Below are 15904 nucleotides of genomic sequence, written 5' to 3' on the forward strand. Positions count from 1 at the left end.
GCGGTCCCGGATTCCGGGACCGCCGCCTTCGCCGTGCGTACAGGCTGTGCGTACGAGCCGCCGTGTGCACGGCCGTGTGTACGGGGCCGTCAGGCGCTCGGTACGCGGGCGCCCGAGGCCGCGTCGATCACCGCCCGGTCACCGAGCGGTGCGTCCAGCGTCACCGTCCGGTTCAGCTCCTGGGCCATCATCACGCAGACCTTCTTCCCCTCCTGCTTCGACTCCGCCACCGTCACCCGCACCGTCTTCCCGTCCTCGGCCGCGCTCGCCGCGTACGTACTGCACACACCGCCCCAGAACGTCACGGACAGGTTCTGGCCGTCGGCGCTGTACGACTGGATCTGCCGGGAGCTGCCGGACGCGCCGCCCGTCCCGCCCGGCGGCGTCGCCGGGGCGTCCTTCGCCTTCGCCAGATACGCGGGGTCCACGGCGACCCGCGCCAGCGTCGTGCCCGCGCCGCCCGCGGCGGACCGTACCGAGAAGAGCCAGGACGGCACGAGGGCCGGCTCGCCCGCCACATGCTGCATCGACAGGCCGAAGACCGCCTTGTCGATCGTGACCGTCGTCGTCGACGGCTCCGCCCCGGTCCGCGTCCCGCAACGGACCCCCGGCGACTTCAGGTCACCCTCCAGCGGTACGGGTTCCGCGCACCCTCCGACCCCGGAGCCCCGGCCCGTCCGCGACGACGAGCCGTTCAGCTGCTTCAGTGCCTCGCCCGCGCTGATCACCGGATAGCTGTCGCCCTTCTCCAGGCCCTTCAGATGCCCGCTGCCGCCGACCACGTCGCCGTCCGGCCCCACCTGGACGCCGGTCGACCAGCCGTACGTGGGCAGCCCGTCCACCACCGGATCGGCGTTCACCACCCGTGCGGAGCCCATCACCTGGCGGGAGTCGAGGGCGGCGTCGTCCAGCCCCGCCGCCTTGAGGACCGGTGTCGCGGCGGCCCTGGCGGCGCTCTCGCTCACCGGGGAGCCGCTGCCGTCCGGAGCCGTCCTCCCGCTCGAACAGACCGACGCACCCCGGCGGCAGTCGTCCGTGCCCCCGGAGCCGTACCGGGCGAAGGTCCAGGTGCCCGGGGCCTGCCTGTCCACCCTGAGGAGCGGTCCGGAGCCGTCCTTGTCCGAACCCACCGTCCAGGACGTGCCCTCCGCCCGCGGCGTGCCTGCCAGGCCCAGCGCCTTCGCCAGCCGGGTCACCTCCGCCGCCGTGACCGTGCCCACCGCGCGGCGCACCTCGGCGCGGCCCGGCCCCTGCGGCAGCGTCCCGGACACGCGGTGGACGATCTTGCCCCCGTGCGGATCGGGCTCACCGACCGCGATGCCCTGCGGGGGCCCGTCCGGTGCCGCCGGCGGGACATCCGCACGCTCGTCCAGGGCCAGTGGGGGAGGGGCGGAGCCCCCGCCGCCGGCTGCCGCGCCGCCGCTGCCCCCGCCGTCGCCGTTCGCGGCGGTCGCCGCCCAGTACGCGCCACCGCCCCCGGCCAGCAGGACCGCCGCCACCGAGGCCACGACCACGGAACGTTTCGGGAGTCGTGGCCGGGCGGACGCCGCCGCGTCCGGAACGCTCCCCGGCGCCCCGTCCGGAGCATCCTCGCGCGGTGAACCTCGCCGGGCGCCGCTCCCCTCGTCCCGGGGGCCGGTCACGTCGTTGTCGGGTCGCTCGGTGCTCAACCGGATCCGCTCCTTCGCCTGCGCTGCCGTCGTCACAGGCCGTCGACCGGCCTGCCGTCCGTCCCGGGGGTCGGGACGACGATGGGACGGGGCACAGGGCCGGACGGTTCCCCGGAGCGGGGCCGCCGTACTCCACCCGGGGGAATCGCGCGCCCGGCGGCCGTGCCCGCGCGGTCGGCCGCCGCGCCGGGCGCCCGGCCGAAGGGAGCGGGGGCCAGGGCGCGGTTCCTCGGCCGAGGCGCGGGCCCCGGCGCTCAGTCGCCGTACTCGGACATGCCGTCGAGCAGCCGGGCGGACGCCGCCGGCACGGTCACGCCGTGGATCCGCTCCGGGGCCACGCGGTCGGGGGCGGGCTTCGCGCGGGCCACCCAGTGCGGCGCCATCCGCGCGCAGTCACCGCGCAGCTCGGACAGGCTGATCTCGGACTCGTGCGTGGCGATGTGATTCGACATGAGGGCACCGTAGGCATCGCCCGCGCGGAGAAGAAAGCCCTACTATCGGGTAGTTTTCCCCCCTTCAGGGTGCGCATCGGGAACGGTAGCGTGAACTGTCACGCCGCCTCCCGGGAACACGTCCATCCCGTTCCCCCCGATCTCCGCAGGAGCACTCTTCCCGTGCGCATCGCAGTCACCGGCTCCATCGCCACCGACCACCTCATGACGTTCCCCGGCCGATTCGCGGACCAGCTGGTCGCGGACCAGCTGCACACGGTCTCCCTCTCCTTCCTGGTCGACAACCTCGACGTGCGCCGGGGCGGTGTCGCCGCCAACATCTGCTTCGGCATGGGGCTGCTCGGCACGAACCCGATCCTGGTCGGTGCCGCCGGGTCCGACTTCGACGACTACCGCGCCTGGCTCGACCGCCACGGCGTCGACACCGGCTCGGTCCGGATCTCCGAGGTCCTGCACACCGCCCGGTTCGTCTGCACGACGGACGAGGACCACAACCAGATCGGCTCCTTCTACACGGGCGCCATGAGCGAGGCCCGGCTCATCGAGCTCAAGTCCGTCGCCGACCGGGTCGGCGGCCTCGACCTCGTCTCGATCGGCGCCGACGACCCCGAGGGCATGCTCCGCCACACCGAGGAGTGCCGCTCCCGGGGCATCCCGTTCGCCGCCGACTTCTCGCAGCAGATCGCCCGGATGGACGGCGAGGAGATCCGCATCCTCCTCGACGGCGCCACGTACCTCTTCTCCAACGAGTACGAGAAGGGCCTCATCGAGACCAAGACCGGCTGGAGCGACGAGGAGATCCTCTCCCGGGTCGGCCACCGGGTCACCACCCTCGGTGCCCGCGGCGTCCGCATCGAGCGCGCCGGCCACGAGCCGATCGAGGTCGGCTGCCCGGAGGAGGAGAGCAAGGCCGACCCGACCGGCGTCGGCGACGCCTTCCGGGCCGGGTTCCTCTCCGGCCTCGCCTGGGGCGTCGGCCTGGAGCGCGCCGCCCAGGTCGGCTGCATGCTCGCCACCCTGGTCATCGAGACCGTCGGCACCCAGGAGTACACCCTGCGCCGCGCCCACTTCATGGAGCGCTTCACCAAGGCGTACGGAGACGAGGCCGCCGCCGAGGTCCGCACGCACCTGGGCTGACCCCGGGCGGCGAAATCAGGTCAGCCGACGGACCGTATAGGCCGAGCTGCGGTCCGCCGGCTCCTCTCCCACGTACTCCTGCTCGCGCATCGCGCACCACGCCGGGATGTCCAGGCGCGCCGCCTCGTCGTCGGAGAGGACCGCCACCGTCCCGCCCCGCGGCACCTGCCCGATCACCTTCGCCAGCTCGATCACCGGCACCGGGCAGCGCTTCCCCCGGGCGTCCACCACCAGGCGGTCGCCACCGGCGGCCTCCCCGGGATCCGGCACGGGCGCGCCCAGCCTCTCCCGCACCTCCGCGACCGTTCGCGGGAGCACGTCCAGGAAGCGGTCCACGTCCTCGTCCGTGGTGCAGCGCGGCAGCGACACCCGTACGTTCCCCTCCGACAGCACCCCCATCGCCTTCAGGACATGGCTCGGGGTCAGCGTGCTGCTGGTGCAGGACGAGCCGGAGGACACGGAGAACCCCGCCCGGTCCAGTTCGTGCAGCAGGGTCTCCCCGTCGACATAGAGACAGGAGAAGGTCACCAGATGCGGTAGCCGCCGCACCGGATCGCCGACCACCTCCACATCGGGCACCAGCTCCGGGACCCCGGCCCGGAGCCGGTCCACCAGGACCCGCAGCCGTGCCGCCTCCGCCGCAGCCTCGGCCCGCACGGCCCGCAGCGACGCCGCCGCCGCCACCACCGCCGGCAGGTTCTCGAACCCCGCCGACCGCCCCGACTCCCGCTCGTCGGCCGGTCCCCGGACCGCGAACCGCGTCCCCTTGCGCACCGCCAGCAGCCCGACCCCCGAGGGCCCGCCCCACTTGTGCGCGGAGGCCGTCAGCAGCGACCAGCCCTCCGGCACCGGACCCCAGCCCAGCGACTGCGCCGCGTCCACCAGCAGCGGCACCCCCGCGGCCCGGCAGGCCTCCGCGACCCGGGCGACCGGCTGCTCGGTGCCGACCTCGTGATTGGCGGACTGCAGACAGGCCAGCGCGGTGTCCGCACGCAGCGCCCGCGCGAACTCCGGCGCACTCACCGCCCCCGACCGGTCCACCGCGACCTCGGTGACCTCCCCGCCCTCCGCCGTATGGGTGGACGCCGCATGAAGCACGGACGAGTGTTCGACCGCGGAGACGACCAGATGGCGACCGACACGCCGACGGCCCGCGAGGGCGCCGGAGATTCCGGAATGCACGGCCAGCGTCCCCGAAGGAGTGAAAGTCAGCTCGTCCGGACGACAGCCGACGGCCTCGGCGGCGGCCTCCCGGGCCGCGTCCAGCAGCAGCCGGGCGCGCCGCCCCTCGCGGTAGAGCCGGGCCGGGTCGGCCCACCCCTCGTCCAGCGCGGCGAGCAGCGCCTGACGGGCGACGGGATGCAGGGGAGCGGAGGAAGCGGCATCGAAGTAGGGCACACCGCCACGCTAGTGCTGCGACCGGAAAGGTTCACCGGCAATCCTTTCCGGCCGCAGCACTAGCCCGCCCCGGGCCCCGGCCCTCCTCCGTGTCGCGCCCCGGCTGCGTCCCCGCGCCCCGGGGCGCGCCCCGCCCCGTCCGGGGGCCGGGTCCCGCGCGGGCCCGGCCGCGGCACCAGGAAAAGGGGTGTCAGATAGCGGTCACGAGCCCGCATTCCACCCCTTCGGGGAGTCGGGCGGCGCGTTGGGCACCCTCCCCGCGCGACCCCAAATGGCGTCCAGTAGGGTTTGGTCCGCATAAACATCCAAACCCCTGCCCGCGTCAGGGCGGCGACCGACCAGAAGGACCGGCCGCGCCGACCGCGTGGGCGAGACTCTCGGGAAGGCGCTACGTGAGTCCCAACGGCTCCGACCGCTCGTCGCGGCGCCCGATGCGGCGGAAGCTGCCGCAGGTGCTGACTGCGGGCCTGATCCTGGCAACCGCCACCGGTTGCACATACAAGGACTTCCCCCGCCTCGGAATGCCCACGCCGGTCACGGAAGAAGCACCGCGGATCCTCTCCCTCTGGCAGGGCTCGTGGGCGGCAGCGCTCGCCACGGGTGTCCTCGTCTGGGGCCTGATCCTGTGGTCCGTCATCTTCCACCGGCGCAGCCGCACCAAGGTCGAGGTTCCTACACAGACCAGGTACAACATGCCCATCGAGGCGTTGTACACCGTGGTCCCCCTGATCATCGTCTCGGTGTTCTTCTACTTCACCGCGCGCGATCAGACGAAGCTCCTCGAACTCAAGAATCCGACCCACACCATCAACGTGGTCGGGTACCAGTGGAGCTGGGGATTCAACTACATCGAGAACGTGGACGGCTCGACCGCCACGGGCAACGAGATCCCCGCACAGCTCGACGCCATTCCGGACAGGTTCCGGAAGGACTTCCCCAAGGGGGCGGAGGGTGTCTACGACTACGGCATCCCGGGCACGCGGAACCCCCAGAACGGCAACCCGGGCCCGACCCTGTGGCTGCCGAAGGGTGAGCGCGTCCGCTTCGTCCTGACCTCGCGCGACGTCATCCACTCCTTCTGGGTGGTGCCGTTCCTCATGAAGCAGGACGTCATCCCGGGCCACACCAACGCCTTCGAGGTGACCCCCAACCAGGAGGGCACCTTCAAGGGCAAGTGCGCCGAGCTCTGCGGCGTCGACCACTCCCGGATGCTCTTCAACGTCAAGGTCGTCTCCCCGGAGCGCTACCAGGCGCACCTCAAGGAGCTGGCGAAGAAGGGCCAGACGGGCTACGTGCCGGCCGGCATCAAGCAGACTGAACCGGCCAGGAATGCGGAGACGAACAAACTGTGAGCATCCTCAACGAACCTCAGGGTGCCGCGGCAGCAGACGACTCGTACGAGGACGAGCTGCCGGTTCGGCGCAAGCAGCCGGGGAACATCGTCGTCAAGTGGCTGACCACCACCGACCACAAGACGATCGGCACGCTCTACCTGGTCACGTCGTTCGCGTTCTTCTGCATCGGCGGCCTGATGGCGCTCTTCATGCGCGCCGAGCTGGCCCGTCCCGGCACGCAGATCATGTCGAACGAGCAGTTCAACCAGGCGTTCACGATGCACGGCACGATCATGCTGCTGATGTTCGCGACGCCGCTGTTCGCCGGTTTCGCGAACTGGATCATGCCGTTGCAGATCGGCGCGCCCGACGTGGCGTTCCCGCGGCTGAACATGTTCGCCTACTGGCTCTACCTCTTCGGCTCGCTGGTCGCGGTGGCCGGCTTCCTCACCCCGCAGGGTGCGGCGGACTTCGGCTGGTTCGCCTACTCCCCGCTGTCGGACGCGGTCCGTTCGCCGGGTATCGGCGCCGACATGTGGATCATGGGTCTGGCTTTCTCCGGGTTCGGTACGATCCTCGGTTCGGTCAACTTCATCACCACGATCATCTGCATGCGCGCACCCGGCATGACGATGTTCCGTATGCCGATCTTCGTCTGGAACGTCCTGCTGACCGGTGTGCTGGTCCTGCTGGCCTTCCCGGTTCTCGCCGCCGCGCTCTTCGCGCTGGAGTTCGACCGTAAATTCGGTGCGCACATCTTCGACGCGGCAAATGGCGGAGCATTGCTCTGGCAGCACCTCTTCTGGTTCTTCGGCCATCCAGAGGTGTACATCATCGCCCTGCCATTCTTCGGAATCATTTCCGAGATCGTTCCGGTGTTCAGCCGGAAGCCGATGTTCGGTTACATCGGTCTGGTCAGTGCCACGATCGCCATCGCGGGTCTTTCCGTGACGGTGTGGGCGCACCACATGTACGCCACCGGCGGTGTGCTGCTCCCGTTCTTCTCCTTCATGACGTTCCTCATCGCGGTACCCACCGGGGTGAAGTTCTTCAACTGGATCGGCACGATGTGGAAGGGGTCATTGTCCTTCGAGACCCCGATGCTCTGGGCCATCGGCTTCCTGATCACCTTCACCTTCGGTGGTCTGACCGGTGTGATCCTGGCGTCGCCCCCGCTGGACTTCCACGTCACGGACTCGTACTTCGTCGTCGCGCACTTCCACTACGTCATCTTCGGCACCGTGGTCTTCGCGATGTTCGCCGGATTCCACTTCTGGTGGCCGAAGTTCACCGGCAAGATGCTGGACGAGCGGCTCGGTAAGATCACGTTCTGGACGTTGTTCGTGGGCTTCCACGGCACGTTCCTGGTGCAGCACTGGCTCGGTGCCGAGGGCATGCCGCGTCGCTACGCGGACTACCTCGCCGCCGACGGCTTCACCGCGCTGAACACGGTCTCGACGATCGCCTCGTTCCTGCTCGGCCTGTCGATGCTGCCGTTCTTCTACAACGTGTGGAAGACCGCCAAGTACGGCAAGAAGATCGAGGTCGACGACCCGTGGGGTTACGGCCGTTCCCTGGAGTGGGCGACCTCCTGCCCGCCGCCGCGGCACAACTTCCTCACGCTGCCGCGGATCCGTTCCGAATCCCCGGCGTTCGACCTGCACCACCCGGAGATCGCCGCCCTGGAGCAGCTGGAGTTCGCCTCCCAGGGTGAGAAGGCCCTCGCCGGCGGCAAGGAGGCAGGCAAGTGAAGATCCAGGGCAAGATGTTCCTCTGGCTGAGCTTCTTCATCCTCGCCGTCGCCGTCACGTACGGCGTGTGGGCGAAGGAGCCGGTCGGCACCACCACGCTCCTCCTGGCCTTCGGCCTGGCCGTCATGATCGGCTTCTACCTGGCCTTCACGGCCAAGCGGGTCGACGCCATGGCGCAGGACAACAAGGAGGCGGACATCGCCGACGAGGCCGGCGAGCTGGGGTTCTTCGCCCCGCACAGCTGGCAGCCGCTCTCCCTGGCCGTGGGTGGCACCCTCGCCTTCATGGGCGTCATCTTCGGCTGGTGGCTGATGTACTTCTCGGCCCCGATGATCCTCATCGGCCTGCTCGGCTGGGTCTTCGAGTACTACCACGGCGAGAACCGCACCCAGTGACCTGAGGTCACCGATCCATCGGCTCCACCGGACGGGGGCCCGTACCTCTCCATCAAAAGAGGTACGGGCCCCCGTTTGCACGCACAAGACGCGCCAATAGGGATGAAATATCCATAACGTGTGTTCATGGACCACACGCTGCGCATCCGCCCCCTGGTGAGCGGCACGCTGCTGGTCGCGACCCTGATAGCGGCCGCGACCGCATGCGGAGCCTCCGACGAAAACCCGCTCGCGGCGAAGCCCTACGACGCGGGGGACGAGATCACCTCCAACCTGCCGGAGGGCGACAAGAAGGCGGACTCCGACCGTCCGATCGAGGTCGGTGTCAAGGACGACGACGGCCGGATCACGGACGTGACGGCCACGGACGCCACCGGACGCCGCCTGGCGGGCGAACTGGACGCCGACGGGAAGCGCTGGCGCTCCACATCCCCGCTCGCCGCCGGCCACCGGTACACCGTGCGGGTCAGCGTGGAGGACGGCGACGGCGCCCCCGGCAGCCGCACGCTCTCCTTCGAGACCGGCGCCACCAAGAAGAAGACGCTGAAGGTCGCCTTCGGCCCGAAGGCGGGCACCTACGGCGTGGGACAGCCCATCACCGCGGAACTGAGCGCCCCCGTCAAGGACAAGGCCGCCAGGGCCGTCGTGGAGCGCGCCCTGAGCGTCCGCTCCACGCCTGCCGTCACCGGATCCTGGTACTGGGTCGACGACAAGACCCTGCACTACCGTCCGAAGGAGTACTGGCCCGCCAGAGCCAGGATCGATGTCAGCAGCGGCCTGGCGGGCATCAAGGTCACCGACAGCCTGTACGGGGCGCCCGCGAAGGCGCTGAAGCTCACCACCGGCGACCGCGTCGAGGCCGTCACCGACGCCGCCGCGCACACGATGACCGTCAAGCGCGACGGGAAAGTGATCAACACCATTCCGGTCACCACCGGCAAACCCGGCTTCGCCACCCGGAACGGGGTCAAGGTGGTGCTGTCCAAGGAGTACTCCGTACGCATGCGCGGCGAGACGATCGGCATCGCGGCGGGCTCCGACGACTCGTACGACCTGCAGGTCTACTACGCGACACGCGTCACCTGGAGCGGGGAGTACGTCCACGCGGCCCCCTGGTCCACCGGCTCGCAGGGGTACGCGAACGTCAGCCACGGCTGCACCGGCATGACCACCGGCCTGGCCGAGTGGTTCTTCAACACCGTGCGCGAGGGCGACCTCATCACGGTCGTCGGCAGCCAGGGCGAGATGATGACACCGTTCGACAACGGCTACGGCGACTGGAACCTGTCCTGGGACAAATGGCAGAAGGGCAGCGCACTGCGCAACGACGCCGAGCCGGAACGCGCGGACACGGTCCAGGCGGCACGCCTGCGCCCCCAGATCTGACGGCCGGGGAGTGCGCTGCCCTTCCGGGAGGACGGGTGGTGCGAGGGGCCTCAGGCGTCCACGCAGCGCCTGCTGCGCAGCAGGGCGGCCAGTGCGTCCGCGAACTCGACCGGTTCGACCGGAAGGGTCACCGCGGCGTCCGCACGGCTCCAGGTGGCCAGCCAGGCGTCCTGCGGGCGCCCGATCAGCAGCAGGACGGGCGGGCAGCGGAAGACCTCGTCCTTGATCTGCCGGCAGACGCCCATGCCACCCGCGGGCGCCGTCTCGCCGTCCAGCACGCAGACGTCGATGCCGCCGTTGTCCAGCGCCTCCAGGACGGCGGGCAGGGTGGCGCACTCCACGTACTCCACCTCGGGCACGTCGGCAGCGGGCCTGCGCCCGGCTGCCAGCCTCACCTGCTCACGGGTGTTGGCGTCGTCGCTGTAGACCAGGACCGTGGCGGTCGGCTGCATTGTTCCTCCGTGACATCCGTGTCTGCGGGGTTTGGCGGGCATGAACCGATGCGCGGATCGTACTCCGCCGACGGCCTGTCAGCATCGCCCGTGACAGCGGTTTCATGGGCCGCTCGGGGAGGGCACACCCGGTTGACACACCGAACGGCACCCCCCGGAGTGAGGGCGGGATAAGCGACCGACATAATGTCGGTCGTGGCGACAGCAACGACAGTAGAAACCGGGCACGCGCACCCGTCGGTCAATCGACCGAACCTCACCAGCGTCGGAACCATCATCTGGCTGAGTTCCGAGCTGATGTTCTTCGCGGCCCTCTTCGCGATGTACTTCACCCTGCGATCGGTGATGGGACCGGATCACTGGAAGGAGATGGCCGGGCACCTGAACTTCCCGTTCTCGGCGACGAACACCACGATCCTGGTGCTTTCCTCACTCACCTGCCAGCTCGGCGTCTTCGCCGCCGAGCGGGGCGATGTGAAGAAGCTCCGCACCTGGTTCATCATCACCTTCGTGATGGGTTCGATCTTCATCGGAGGCCAGGTCCTCGAGTACACCGAGCTGGTCAAGGAAGCGGGTCTCTCCCTCTCCTCCGACCCGTACGGTTCGGTGTTCTACCTGACGACCGGCTTCCACGGCCTGCACGTGACAGGCGGGCTCATCGCCTTCCTGCTCGTCCTCGGCAGGACTTACGCGGCCAAGAGGTTCACCCACGAACAGGCCACCGCGGCCATCGTCGTGTCCTACTACTGGCACTTCGTCGACGTCGTGTGGATCGGCCTCTTCGCCACGATCTACATGATCAAGTGATCGGGCCCGACCCGAACCACACGATCAAGTAACCGGGCTCGACCCGAACCACATCCAGCATCGACGCAGAAGATCCTGACACCGGGGTAATCCGTGAAAAAGCTCTCCGCTCGACGACGCCATCCGTTGGCGGCGGTCGTCGTACTACTCCTCGCGCTGGCGGCTACTGGGGGGCTGTATGCCGCGTTTGCGCCCGCGAGTAAGGCGCAGGCCGACGAAACCGCCCAGTCCCTCGCCATCGACGAGGGCAAGAAGCTGTACGCCGTCGGTTGCGCCAGCTGCCACGGGACCGGCGGTCAGGGCACCACCGACGGGCCGCCCCTGGTCGGCGTGGGCTCCGCCGCCGTCGACTTCCAGGTCGGTACGGGCCGCATGCCGGCGCAGCAGCCGGGCGCCCAGGTGCCGAAGAAGAAGAACATCTACAGCCAGGCCGAGATCGACCAGCTCGCGGCGTACGTCGCGTCGCTCGGCGCCGGTCCGATCACGCCGACCAAGCAGCAGTACGACCCCTCCGGCGCGGACGCCGCCAAGGGTGGCGAGCTGTTCCGTACCAACTGCGCCCAGTGCCACAACCTCACCGGTCAGGGCGGCGCGCTGACGAACGGCAAGTACGCGCCCAGCCTCGAGGGCGTGTCGACGAAGCACCTGTACGAGGCCATGCAGACCGGCCCGCAGAACATGCCGTCCTTCCCGGACACGACGATGCCCGAGCAGCAGAAGCGGGACATCATCGCCTACGTCAAGGCCGTGAACAGCGATGACACCCCGAGCCCGGGTGGTCTCGGGCTGGGTGGCCTGGGTCCGGTCAGCGAAGGTCTGTTCGCCTGGATCTTCGGTCTCGGCGCCCTGATCGCACTCGCCGTTTGGGTCGCGGCCCACACCGCTAAGGCCAAGAAGTCATGAGTAGTCAAGAGATTCCAGACGAGAACCTGCCCACCGTGCAGGACACCGCGCACACCGCGGTAGAGGTCGCGGACAATCCGTTCGCCGACCCGGGGCTGCCGGCCCACAAGCCGCGCATCCAGGACATCGACGAGCGGGCCGCGAAGCGCTCCGAGCGCACCGTCGCCCTGTTCTTCACGCTGTCGATGCTGGCGACGATCGGCTTCATCGCGTCGTACGTCGTCTTCCCGGTCGACAAGATCACGTACATCTGGCCCTTCGGCCATGTGAGCGCGCTCAACTTCTCCCTGGGTCTGACCCTGGGCGTGGCCCTCTTCACGATCGGTGCCGGGGCCGTCCACTGGGCGCGCACCCTGATGTCCGACGTCGAGGTCGCCGACGATCGTCACCCGATCGAGGCCGAGCCCGAGGTCAAGGCGAAGGTCCTGGCGGACTTCGCCGAGGGTGCCAAGGAGTCCGCGCTCGGTCGGCGCAAGCTGATCCGCAACACCATGTTCGGCGCGCTGGCCCTGGTGCCGCTCTCCGGTGTGGTGCTGCTGCGCGACCTCGGCCCGCTGCCGGAGAAGAAGCTCCGCAAGTCGCTGTGGGCCCAGGGCAAGCAGCTCATCAACATGAACACGATGGAGCCGCTGCGTCCCGAGGACGTCGTGGTCGGTTCGCTGACCTTCGCCATGCCCCAGGGCCTGTCGGAGGAGGCGGAGGACTTCAACAACCAGATCGCCAAGGCGGCGCTGATGATCGTCCGGATCCGTCCGGAGGACATCAAGGACGCGCGCGAGCGCAAGTGGGCGCACGAGGGGATCGTGGCCTTCTCCAAGATCTGCACCCACGTCGGCTGCCCGATCAGCCTTTACGAGCAGCAGACGCACCACGTGCTCTGCCCCTGCCACCAGTCCACCTTCGACCTCTCCGACGGCGCCCGCGTCATCTTCGGCCCGGCCGGTCACGCCCTTCCGCAGCTGCGCATCGGCGTGAACAGCGAGGGCAACCTCGAAGCGCTCGGTGACTTCGAAGAGCCCGTCGGTCCTGCATTCTGGGAGCGCGGATGAGTACTGCGACCACGCAAGCCCCCGGCTCCTCGGCGCCGGGCAATCGCAAGGCACCCGCTGGCGAGCGGGTGGCCGACTGGGCGGACGGCCGACTGGGGATCTACACCCTGGCCAAGGCCAACATGCGCAAGATCTTCCCGGACCACTGGTCCTTCATGCTCGGGGAAGTCGCGCTCTACAGCTTCATCATCATCATCCTCACGGGTGTGTACCTGACGCTGTTCTTCCACCCGAGCATGAACGAGGTCGTGTACCACGGCTCGTACGAGCCGATGCAGGGCATCAGGATGTCCGAGGCCTACGCCTCGACGCTGGACATCAGCTTCGACGTCCGCGGTGGTCTGCTGGTCCGCCAGATCCACCACTGGTCCGCGCTGATCTTCCTGGCCGCCATGTTCGTGCACATGATGCGCGTCTTCTTCACGGGCGCCTTCCGTAAGCCGCGCGAGATCAACTGGCTGTTCGGCTTCCTGCTGTTCGTGCTCGGCATGTTCACCGGTTTCACCGGCTACTCGCTCCCGGACGACCTGCTGTCCGGTACGGGTATCCGCTTCACCCAGGGCGCGATCCTGTCCGTGCCGATCGTCGGCACGTACATCTCCATGTTCCTGTTCGGCGGAGAGTTCCCCGGTCACGACTTCGTCGCCCGGTTCTACTCGATCCACATCCTGCTGCTGCCGGGCATCATGCTCGGCCTCGTGGTGGCGCACCTGATCCTGGTCTTCTACCACAAGCACACGCAGTTCCCCGGCCCCGGCCGCACCCAGAAGAACGTCGTCGGCATGCCGCTGCTGCCGGTGTACATGGCGAAGGCGGGCGGCTTCTTCTTCCTGGTCTTCGGCATCATCACCATCATCTCGGCCATCGCCACGATCAACCCGGTCTGGTCCATCGGCCCGTACCGGCCGGACCAGGTGTCCACCGGCGCCCAGCCCGACTGGTACATGGGCTTCGCCGAGGGTCTGATCCGAGTGATGCCGGGCTGGGAGATCAACCTGTGGGGTCACACGCTCGTCCTGGGTGTGTTCATCCCGCTGGCGCTCTTCGGACTGGTACTCGCGGTCATCGCGGTCTACCCGTTCCTCGAGTCCTGGGTCACCGGTGACAAGCGCGAGCACCACCTGCTGGACCGCCCGCGCAACGCCCCGACCCGGACGGCCTTCGGCGTCGCCTGGATCACCGTCTACGTCATCGTCTTCATCGGCGGTGGCAACGACCTGTGGGCCACGCACTTCCACCTGTCGATCAACGCCATCACCTGGTTCATCCGGATCTTCATCTTCGCGGGCCCGGTCATCGCGTTCATCATCACCCGGCGGATCTGCCTCGGCCTCCAGCGCCGCGACAAGGAGAAGGTGCTGCACGGGCGCGAGTCCGGCATCATCAAGCGACTGCCGCACGGTGAGTTCGTCGAGATCCACGAGCCGCTCGGTCCCGAGCAGCTGCACACGCTCACCCAGCACGAGCAGTACGAGCCGCTCGAGATCGGCCCGACGGTCGACAAGAACGGTGTCGAGCGCAAGGTCTCCGCGATGCAGAAGCTGCGCGCCCGGCTCAGCAAGGGCTTCTACGGCGAGAACAACCAGATCGCCAAGCCCACCGTCGAGGAGTACAAGGAGATCACCAGCGGCCACGGTCACCACTGATCGCCTGAACTGATCGCCACAGCAGGAGCCCCGTCCATCCGATGGACGGGGCTCTTCGCTGTCCCCCGCCCTCGATAGGGTGGGAGCCGAACCCTTTTATCGGCTGTGGACCCCTGGAGCGGACCATGAACGTTGTGACCCCGGTCGGCGGCGACAGCGTGGCGGACCGTTCCTGGCCCGGCGTGCTGAACCCGCTGTTGCGCGGCGAGGACCTGAGCGCGGACGACACCGCGTGGGCGATGGACCGCATCATGAGCGGCGAGGCCACCGACGTGCAGATCGCCGGTTTCGCGGTGGCCCTGCGCGCCAAGGGCGAGACGGTCGACGAGGTGTCCGGCCTGGTGCGCGCGATGTACGAGCACGCCAACACCATCGACGTCCCCGGCCGCACGGTCGACATCGTCGGTACCGGCGGCGACCTCGCCAAGACGGTCAACATCTCCACGATGTCGGCGATCGTCGTCGCGGGCACCGGCGCCAAGGTCGTCAAGCACGGCAACCGCGCCTCCTCGTCGGCGAGCGGCTCCTCCGACGTGCTGGAGAAGCTCGGCGTCAACCTGGACCTCGGCGCGCGGCGCGTGGTCGAGGTCGCCGAGGAGGCGGGCATCACCTTCTGCTTCGCCGTGAAGTTCCACCCGGCGCTGCGGTACGCGGCCCGCGCCCGCAAGGAGCTGGGAGCCCAGACCACGTTCAACGTCCTCGGCCCGCTCACCAACCCGGCCCGGGTGCGCGCCCAGGCCGTCGGCGTCGCCGATCCGCGGATGGCGCCCATCGTCGCCGGCGTCCTCGCCGAACGGGGCAACTCGGCGCTCGTCTTCCGCGGCGACGACGGGCTCGACGAACTGACGACGACCGCGACCTCACGGGTCTGGGTGGTCCGCGACGGAGCGGTGCGCGAGGAGGCGTTCGACCCGCGCGACATAGGTCTGGCACTGGTCCCGGCCCAGGCGCTGCGCGGCGGCGACCCCTCGTACAACGCGGACGTGGCCCGCCGGGTGCTGGCCGGTGAGCACGGGCCCGTACGGGAGGCCGTGCTCCTCAACTCGGCCGCGGCGCTGGTGGCCCTGGAGCCGACGGACGGCACGCTGAACGAGCAGCTCGCCGCCGGGATCCGGAAGGCCGCCGAGTCCATCGACTCCGGGGCGGCACGGCGCGCGCTGGAGCGCTGGGTGGCGGCGAGCAACGCCTGAGAGCCTGTCGGGTGAGCCGCGATCGGACATCCGACAGCCTCTGAACCGAGGGAATATGACGCAGGGCGCGGTCCGGATCCTGGACCGCGCCCTTGCGCGTTCGCATCCGTATGGCAGGATGCAGGCAGGTCATGAGTGACAGCGACTACGGCCCCGGCCCGCTGTCCGGCAACCCTCCGTCCGTGGCGGGGTGCCCCGGGTGAAGACCAGGCCGCAGGCAGCGAGGTCTGCGGCAAGCGCGGGCCCCTCGGCATCAGTGAATGCCAACCCCCGGGGTCCTGGTCCCTAGGGAGTCTCTTGTGAGCACGCGAATGCGCTAGGGCCTGTTCTGGGT

Annotated in this window: 14 protein-coding genes and 1 riboswitch; of the genes, 10 read left to right on the plus strand and 4 right to left on the minus strand. The window is 69.2% G+C overall.

Annotated features, from left to right (window positions below; genetic code table 11):
• Window positions 1-89: 89 nt before the first annotated feature.
• Window positions 90-1670 carry a hypothetical protein gene (locus AMK22_RS06320; protein WP_443333272.1) on the minus strand — a complete coding sequence of 527 codons (1581 nt, stop codon included), beginning with the start codon at window positions 1668-1670 and terminating at the stop codon, window positions 90-92.
• Between the two features lie 254 nt (window positions 1671-1924).
• Window positions 1925-2122 (minus strand): hypothetical protein, encoded by a 198-nt coding sequence (locus tag AMK22_RS06325; RefSeq protein WP_073782226.1) that lies wholly within the window; start codon window positions 2120-2122, stop codon window positions 1925-1927.
• Window positions 2123-2284: 162 nt separating this feature from the next.
• Here AMK22_RS06325 and AMK22_RS06330 point away from each other — a divergent pair, with 162 nt between their 5' ends.
• The gene (locus AMK22_RS06330; protein ID WP_073782227.1) at window positions 2285-3259 is read left to right on the plus strand and encodes a carbohydrate kinase family protein; all 975 of its coding nucleotides are present in this window, start codon (window positions 2285-2287) and stop codon (window positions 3257-3259) included.
• 15 nt (window positions 3260-3274) lie between these two features.
• Here AMK22_RS06330 and AMK22_RS06335 read toward each other — a convergent pair whose 3' ends face one another.
• A complete protein-coding gene (locus AMK22_RS06335; RefSeq protein ID WP_073782228.1) occupies window positions 3275-4657 on the minus strand; it encodes a cysteine desulfurase/sulfurtransferase TusA family protein in 1383 nt (460 codons plus the stop codon).
• 392 nt (window positions 4658-5049) lie between these two features.
• On the opposite strand from AMK22_RS06335, the gene ctaC reads away from it, so the two are divergent.
• The 4 genes from ctaC to AMK22_RS06355 all read left to right on the plus strand — a co-directional run bounded on the left by ctaC (window position 5050) and on the right by AMK22_RS06355 (window position 9523).
• On the plus strand, window positions 5050-6009 hold the full coding sequence (ctaC, locus tag AMK22_RS06340) for an aa3-type cytochrome oxidase subunit II (protein ID WP_073782229.1): 960 nt from the start codon (window positions 5050-5052) through the stop codon (window positions 6007-6009).
• Window positions 6006-7742, plus strand: coding sequence for an aa3-type cytochrome oxidase subunit I (gene ctaD / locus AMK22_RS06345; protein ID WP_073782230.1), 1737 nt, complete (start codon window positions 6006-6008; stop codon window positions 7740-7742). The genes ctaC and ctaD overlap by 4 nt, the downstream gene beginning before the upstream one ends.
• The gene (locus AMK22_RS06350; RefSeq protein WP_073782231.1) at window positions 7739-8137 is read left to right on the plus strand and encodes a cytochrome c oxidase subunit 4; all 399 of its coding nucleotides are present in this window, start codon (window positions 7739-7741) and stop codon (window positions 8135-8137) included. The genes ctaD and AMK22_RS06350 overlap by 4 nt, the downstream gene beginning before the upstream one ends.
• A 126-nt stretch (window positions 8138-8263) precedes the next feature.
• Window positions 8264-9523, plus strand: a complete 1260-nt coding sequence (locus AMK22_RS06355; protein ID WP_073782825.1) for a L,D-transpeptidase — start codon at window positions 8264-8266, stop codon at window positions 9521-9523.
• 50 nt (window positions 9524-9573) lie between these two features.
• Here AMK22_RS06355 and AMK22_RS06360 read toward each other — a convergent pair whose 3' ends face one another.
• A complete protein-coding gene (locus AMK22_RS06360; RefSeq protein ID WP_073782232.1) occupies window positions 9574-9975 on the minus strand; it encodes a hypothetical protein in 402 nt (133 codons plus the stop codon).
• A 186-nt stretch (window positions 9976-10161) separates the two neighbouring features.
• Between AMK22_RS06360 and ctaE the strand changes: the two genes are divergently transcribed.
• The 5 genes from ctaE (at window position 10162) to trpD (ending at window position 15570) form a co-directional block, all read left to right on the plus strand.
• Complete coding sequence (gene ctaE, locus AMK22_RS06365) at window positions 10162-10782, plus strand: aa3-type cytochrome oxidase subunit III (protein ID WP_073782233.1); 621 nt, start codon at window positions 10162-10164, stop codon at window positions 10780-10782.
• 93 nt (window positions 10783-10875) lie between these two features.
• Window positions 10876-11685, plus strand: a complete 810-nt coding sequence (gene qcrC, locus AMK22_RS06370) for a cytochrome bc1 complex diheme cytochrome c subunit (RefSeq protein WP_073782234.1) — start codon at window positions 10876-10878, stop codon at window positions 11683-11685.
• Complete coding sequence (gene qcrA, locus AMK22_RS06375) at window positions 11682-12734, plus strand: cytochrome bc1 complex Rieske iron-sulfur subunit (protein ID WP_073782235.1); 1053 nt, start codon at window positions 11682-11684, stop codon at window positions 12732-12734. The genes qcrC and qcrA overlap by 4 nt, the downstream gene beginning before the upstream one ends.
• Window positions 12731-14380, plus strand: a complete 1650-nt coding sequence (gene qcrB, locus AMK22_RS06380; RefSeq protein ID WP_073782236.1) for a cytochrome bc1 complex cytochrome b subunit — start codon at window positions 12731-12733, stop codon at window positions 14378-14380. The genes qcrA and qcrB overlap by 4 nt, the downstream gene beginning before the upstream one ends.
• Window positions 14381-14505: 125 nt before the next feature.
• Window positions 14506-15570 carry an anthranilate phosphoribosyltransferase gene (trpD, locus tag AMK22_RS06385; protein ID WP_073782237.1) on the plus strand — a complete coding sequence of 355 codons (1065 nt, stop codon included), beginning with the start codon at window positions 14506-14508 and terminating at the stop codon, window positions 15568-15570.
• A 127-nt stretch (window positions 15571-15697) separates the two neighbouring features.
• Window positions 15698-15815, plus strand: a riboswitch (SAM riboswitch).
• Window positions 15816-15904: the final 89 nt, after the last annotated feature.

The sequence above is a fragment of the Streptomyces sp. CB01580 genome (genome assembly GCF_001905795.1).
GTDB lineage: Bacteria > Actinomycetota > Actinomycetes > Streptomycetales > Streptomycetaceae > Streptomyces.

Coding starts and splice junctions, on each gene's coding strand:
- AMK22_RS06325 (WP_073782226.1), bottom strand. CDS start 2,122: ATGTCGAATCACATCGCCACGCACGAGTCCGAGATCAGCCTGTCCGAG.
- AMK22_RS06355 (WP_073782825.1), top strand. CDS start 8,264: ATGGACCACACGCTGCGCATCCGCCCCCTGGTGAGCGGCACGCTGCTG.
- AMK22_RS06360 (WP_073782232.1), bottom strand. CDS start 9,975: ATGCAGCCGACCGCCACGGTCCTGGTCTACAGCGACGACGCCAACACC.
- ctaE (WP_073782233.1), top strand. CDS start 10,162: ATGTCGGTCGTGGCGACAGCAACGACAGTAGAAACCGGGCACGCGCAC.
- qcrA (WP_073782235.1), top strand. CDS start 11,682: ATGAGTAGTCAAGAGATTCCAGACGAGAACCTGCCCACCGTGCAGGAC.
- qcrB (WP_073782236.1), top strand. CDS start 12,731: ATGAGTACTGCGACCACGCAAGCCCCCGGCTCCTCGGCGCCGGGCAAT.
- trpD (WP_073782237.1), top strand. CDS start 14,506: ATGAACGTTGTGACCCCGGTCGGCGGCGACAGCGTGGCGGACCGTTCC.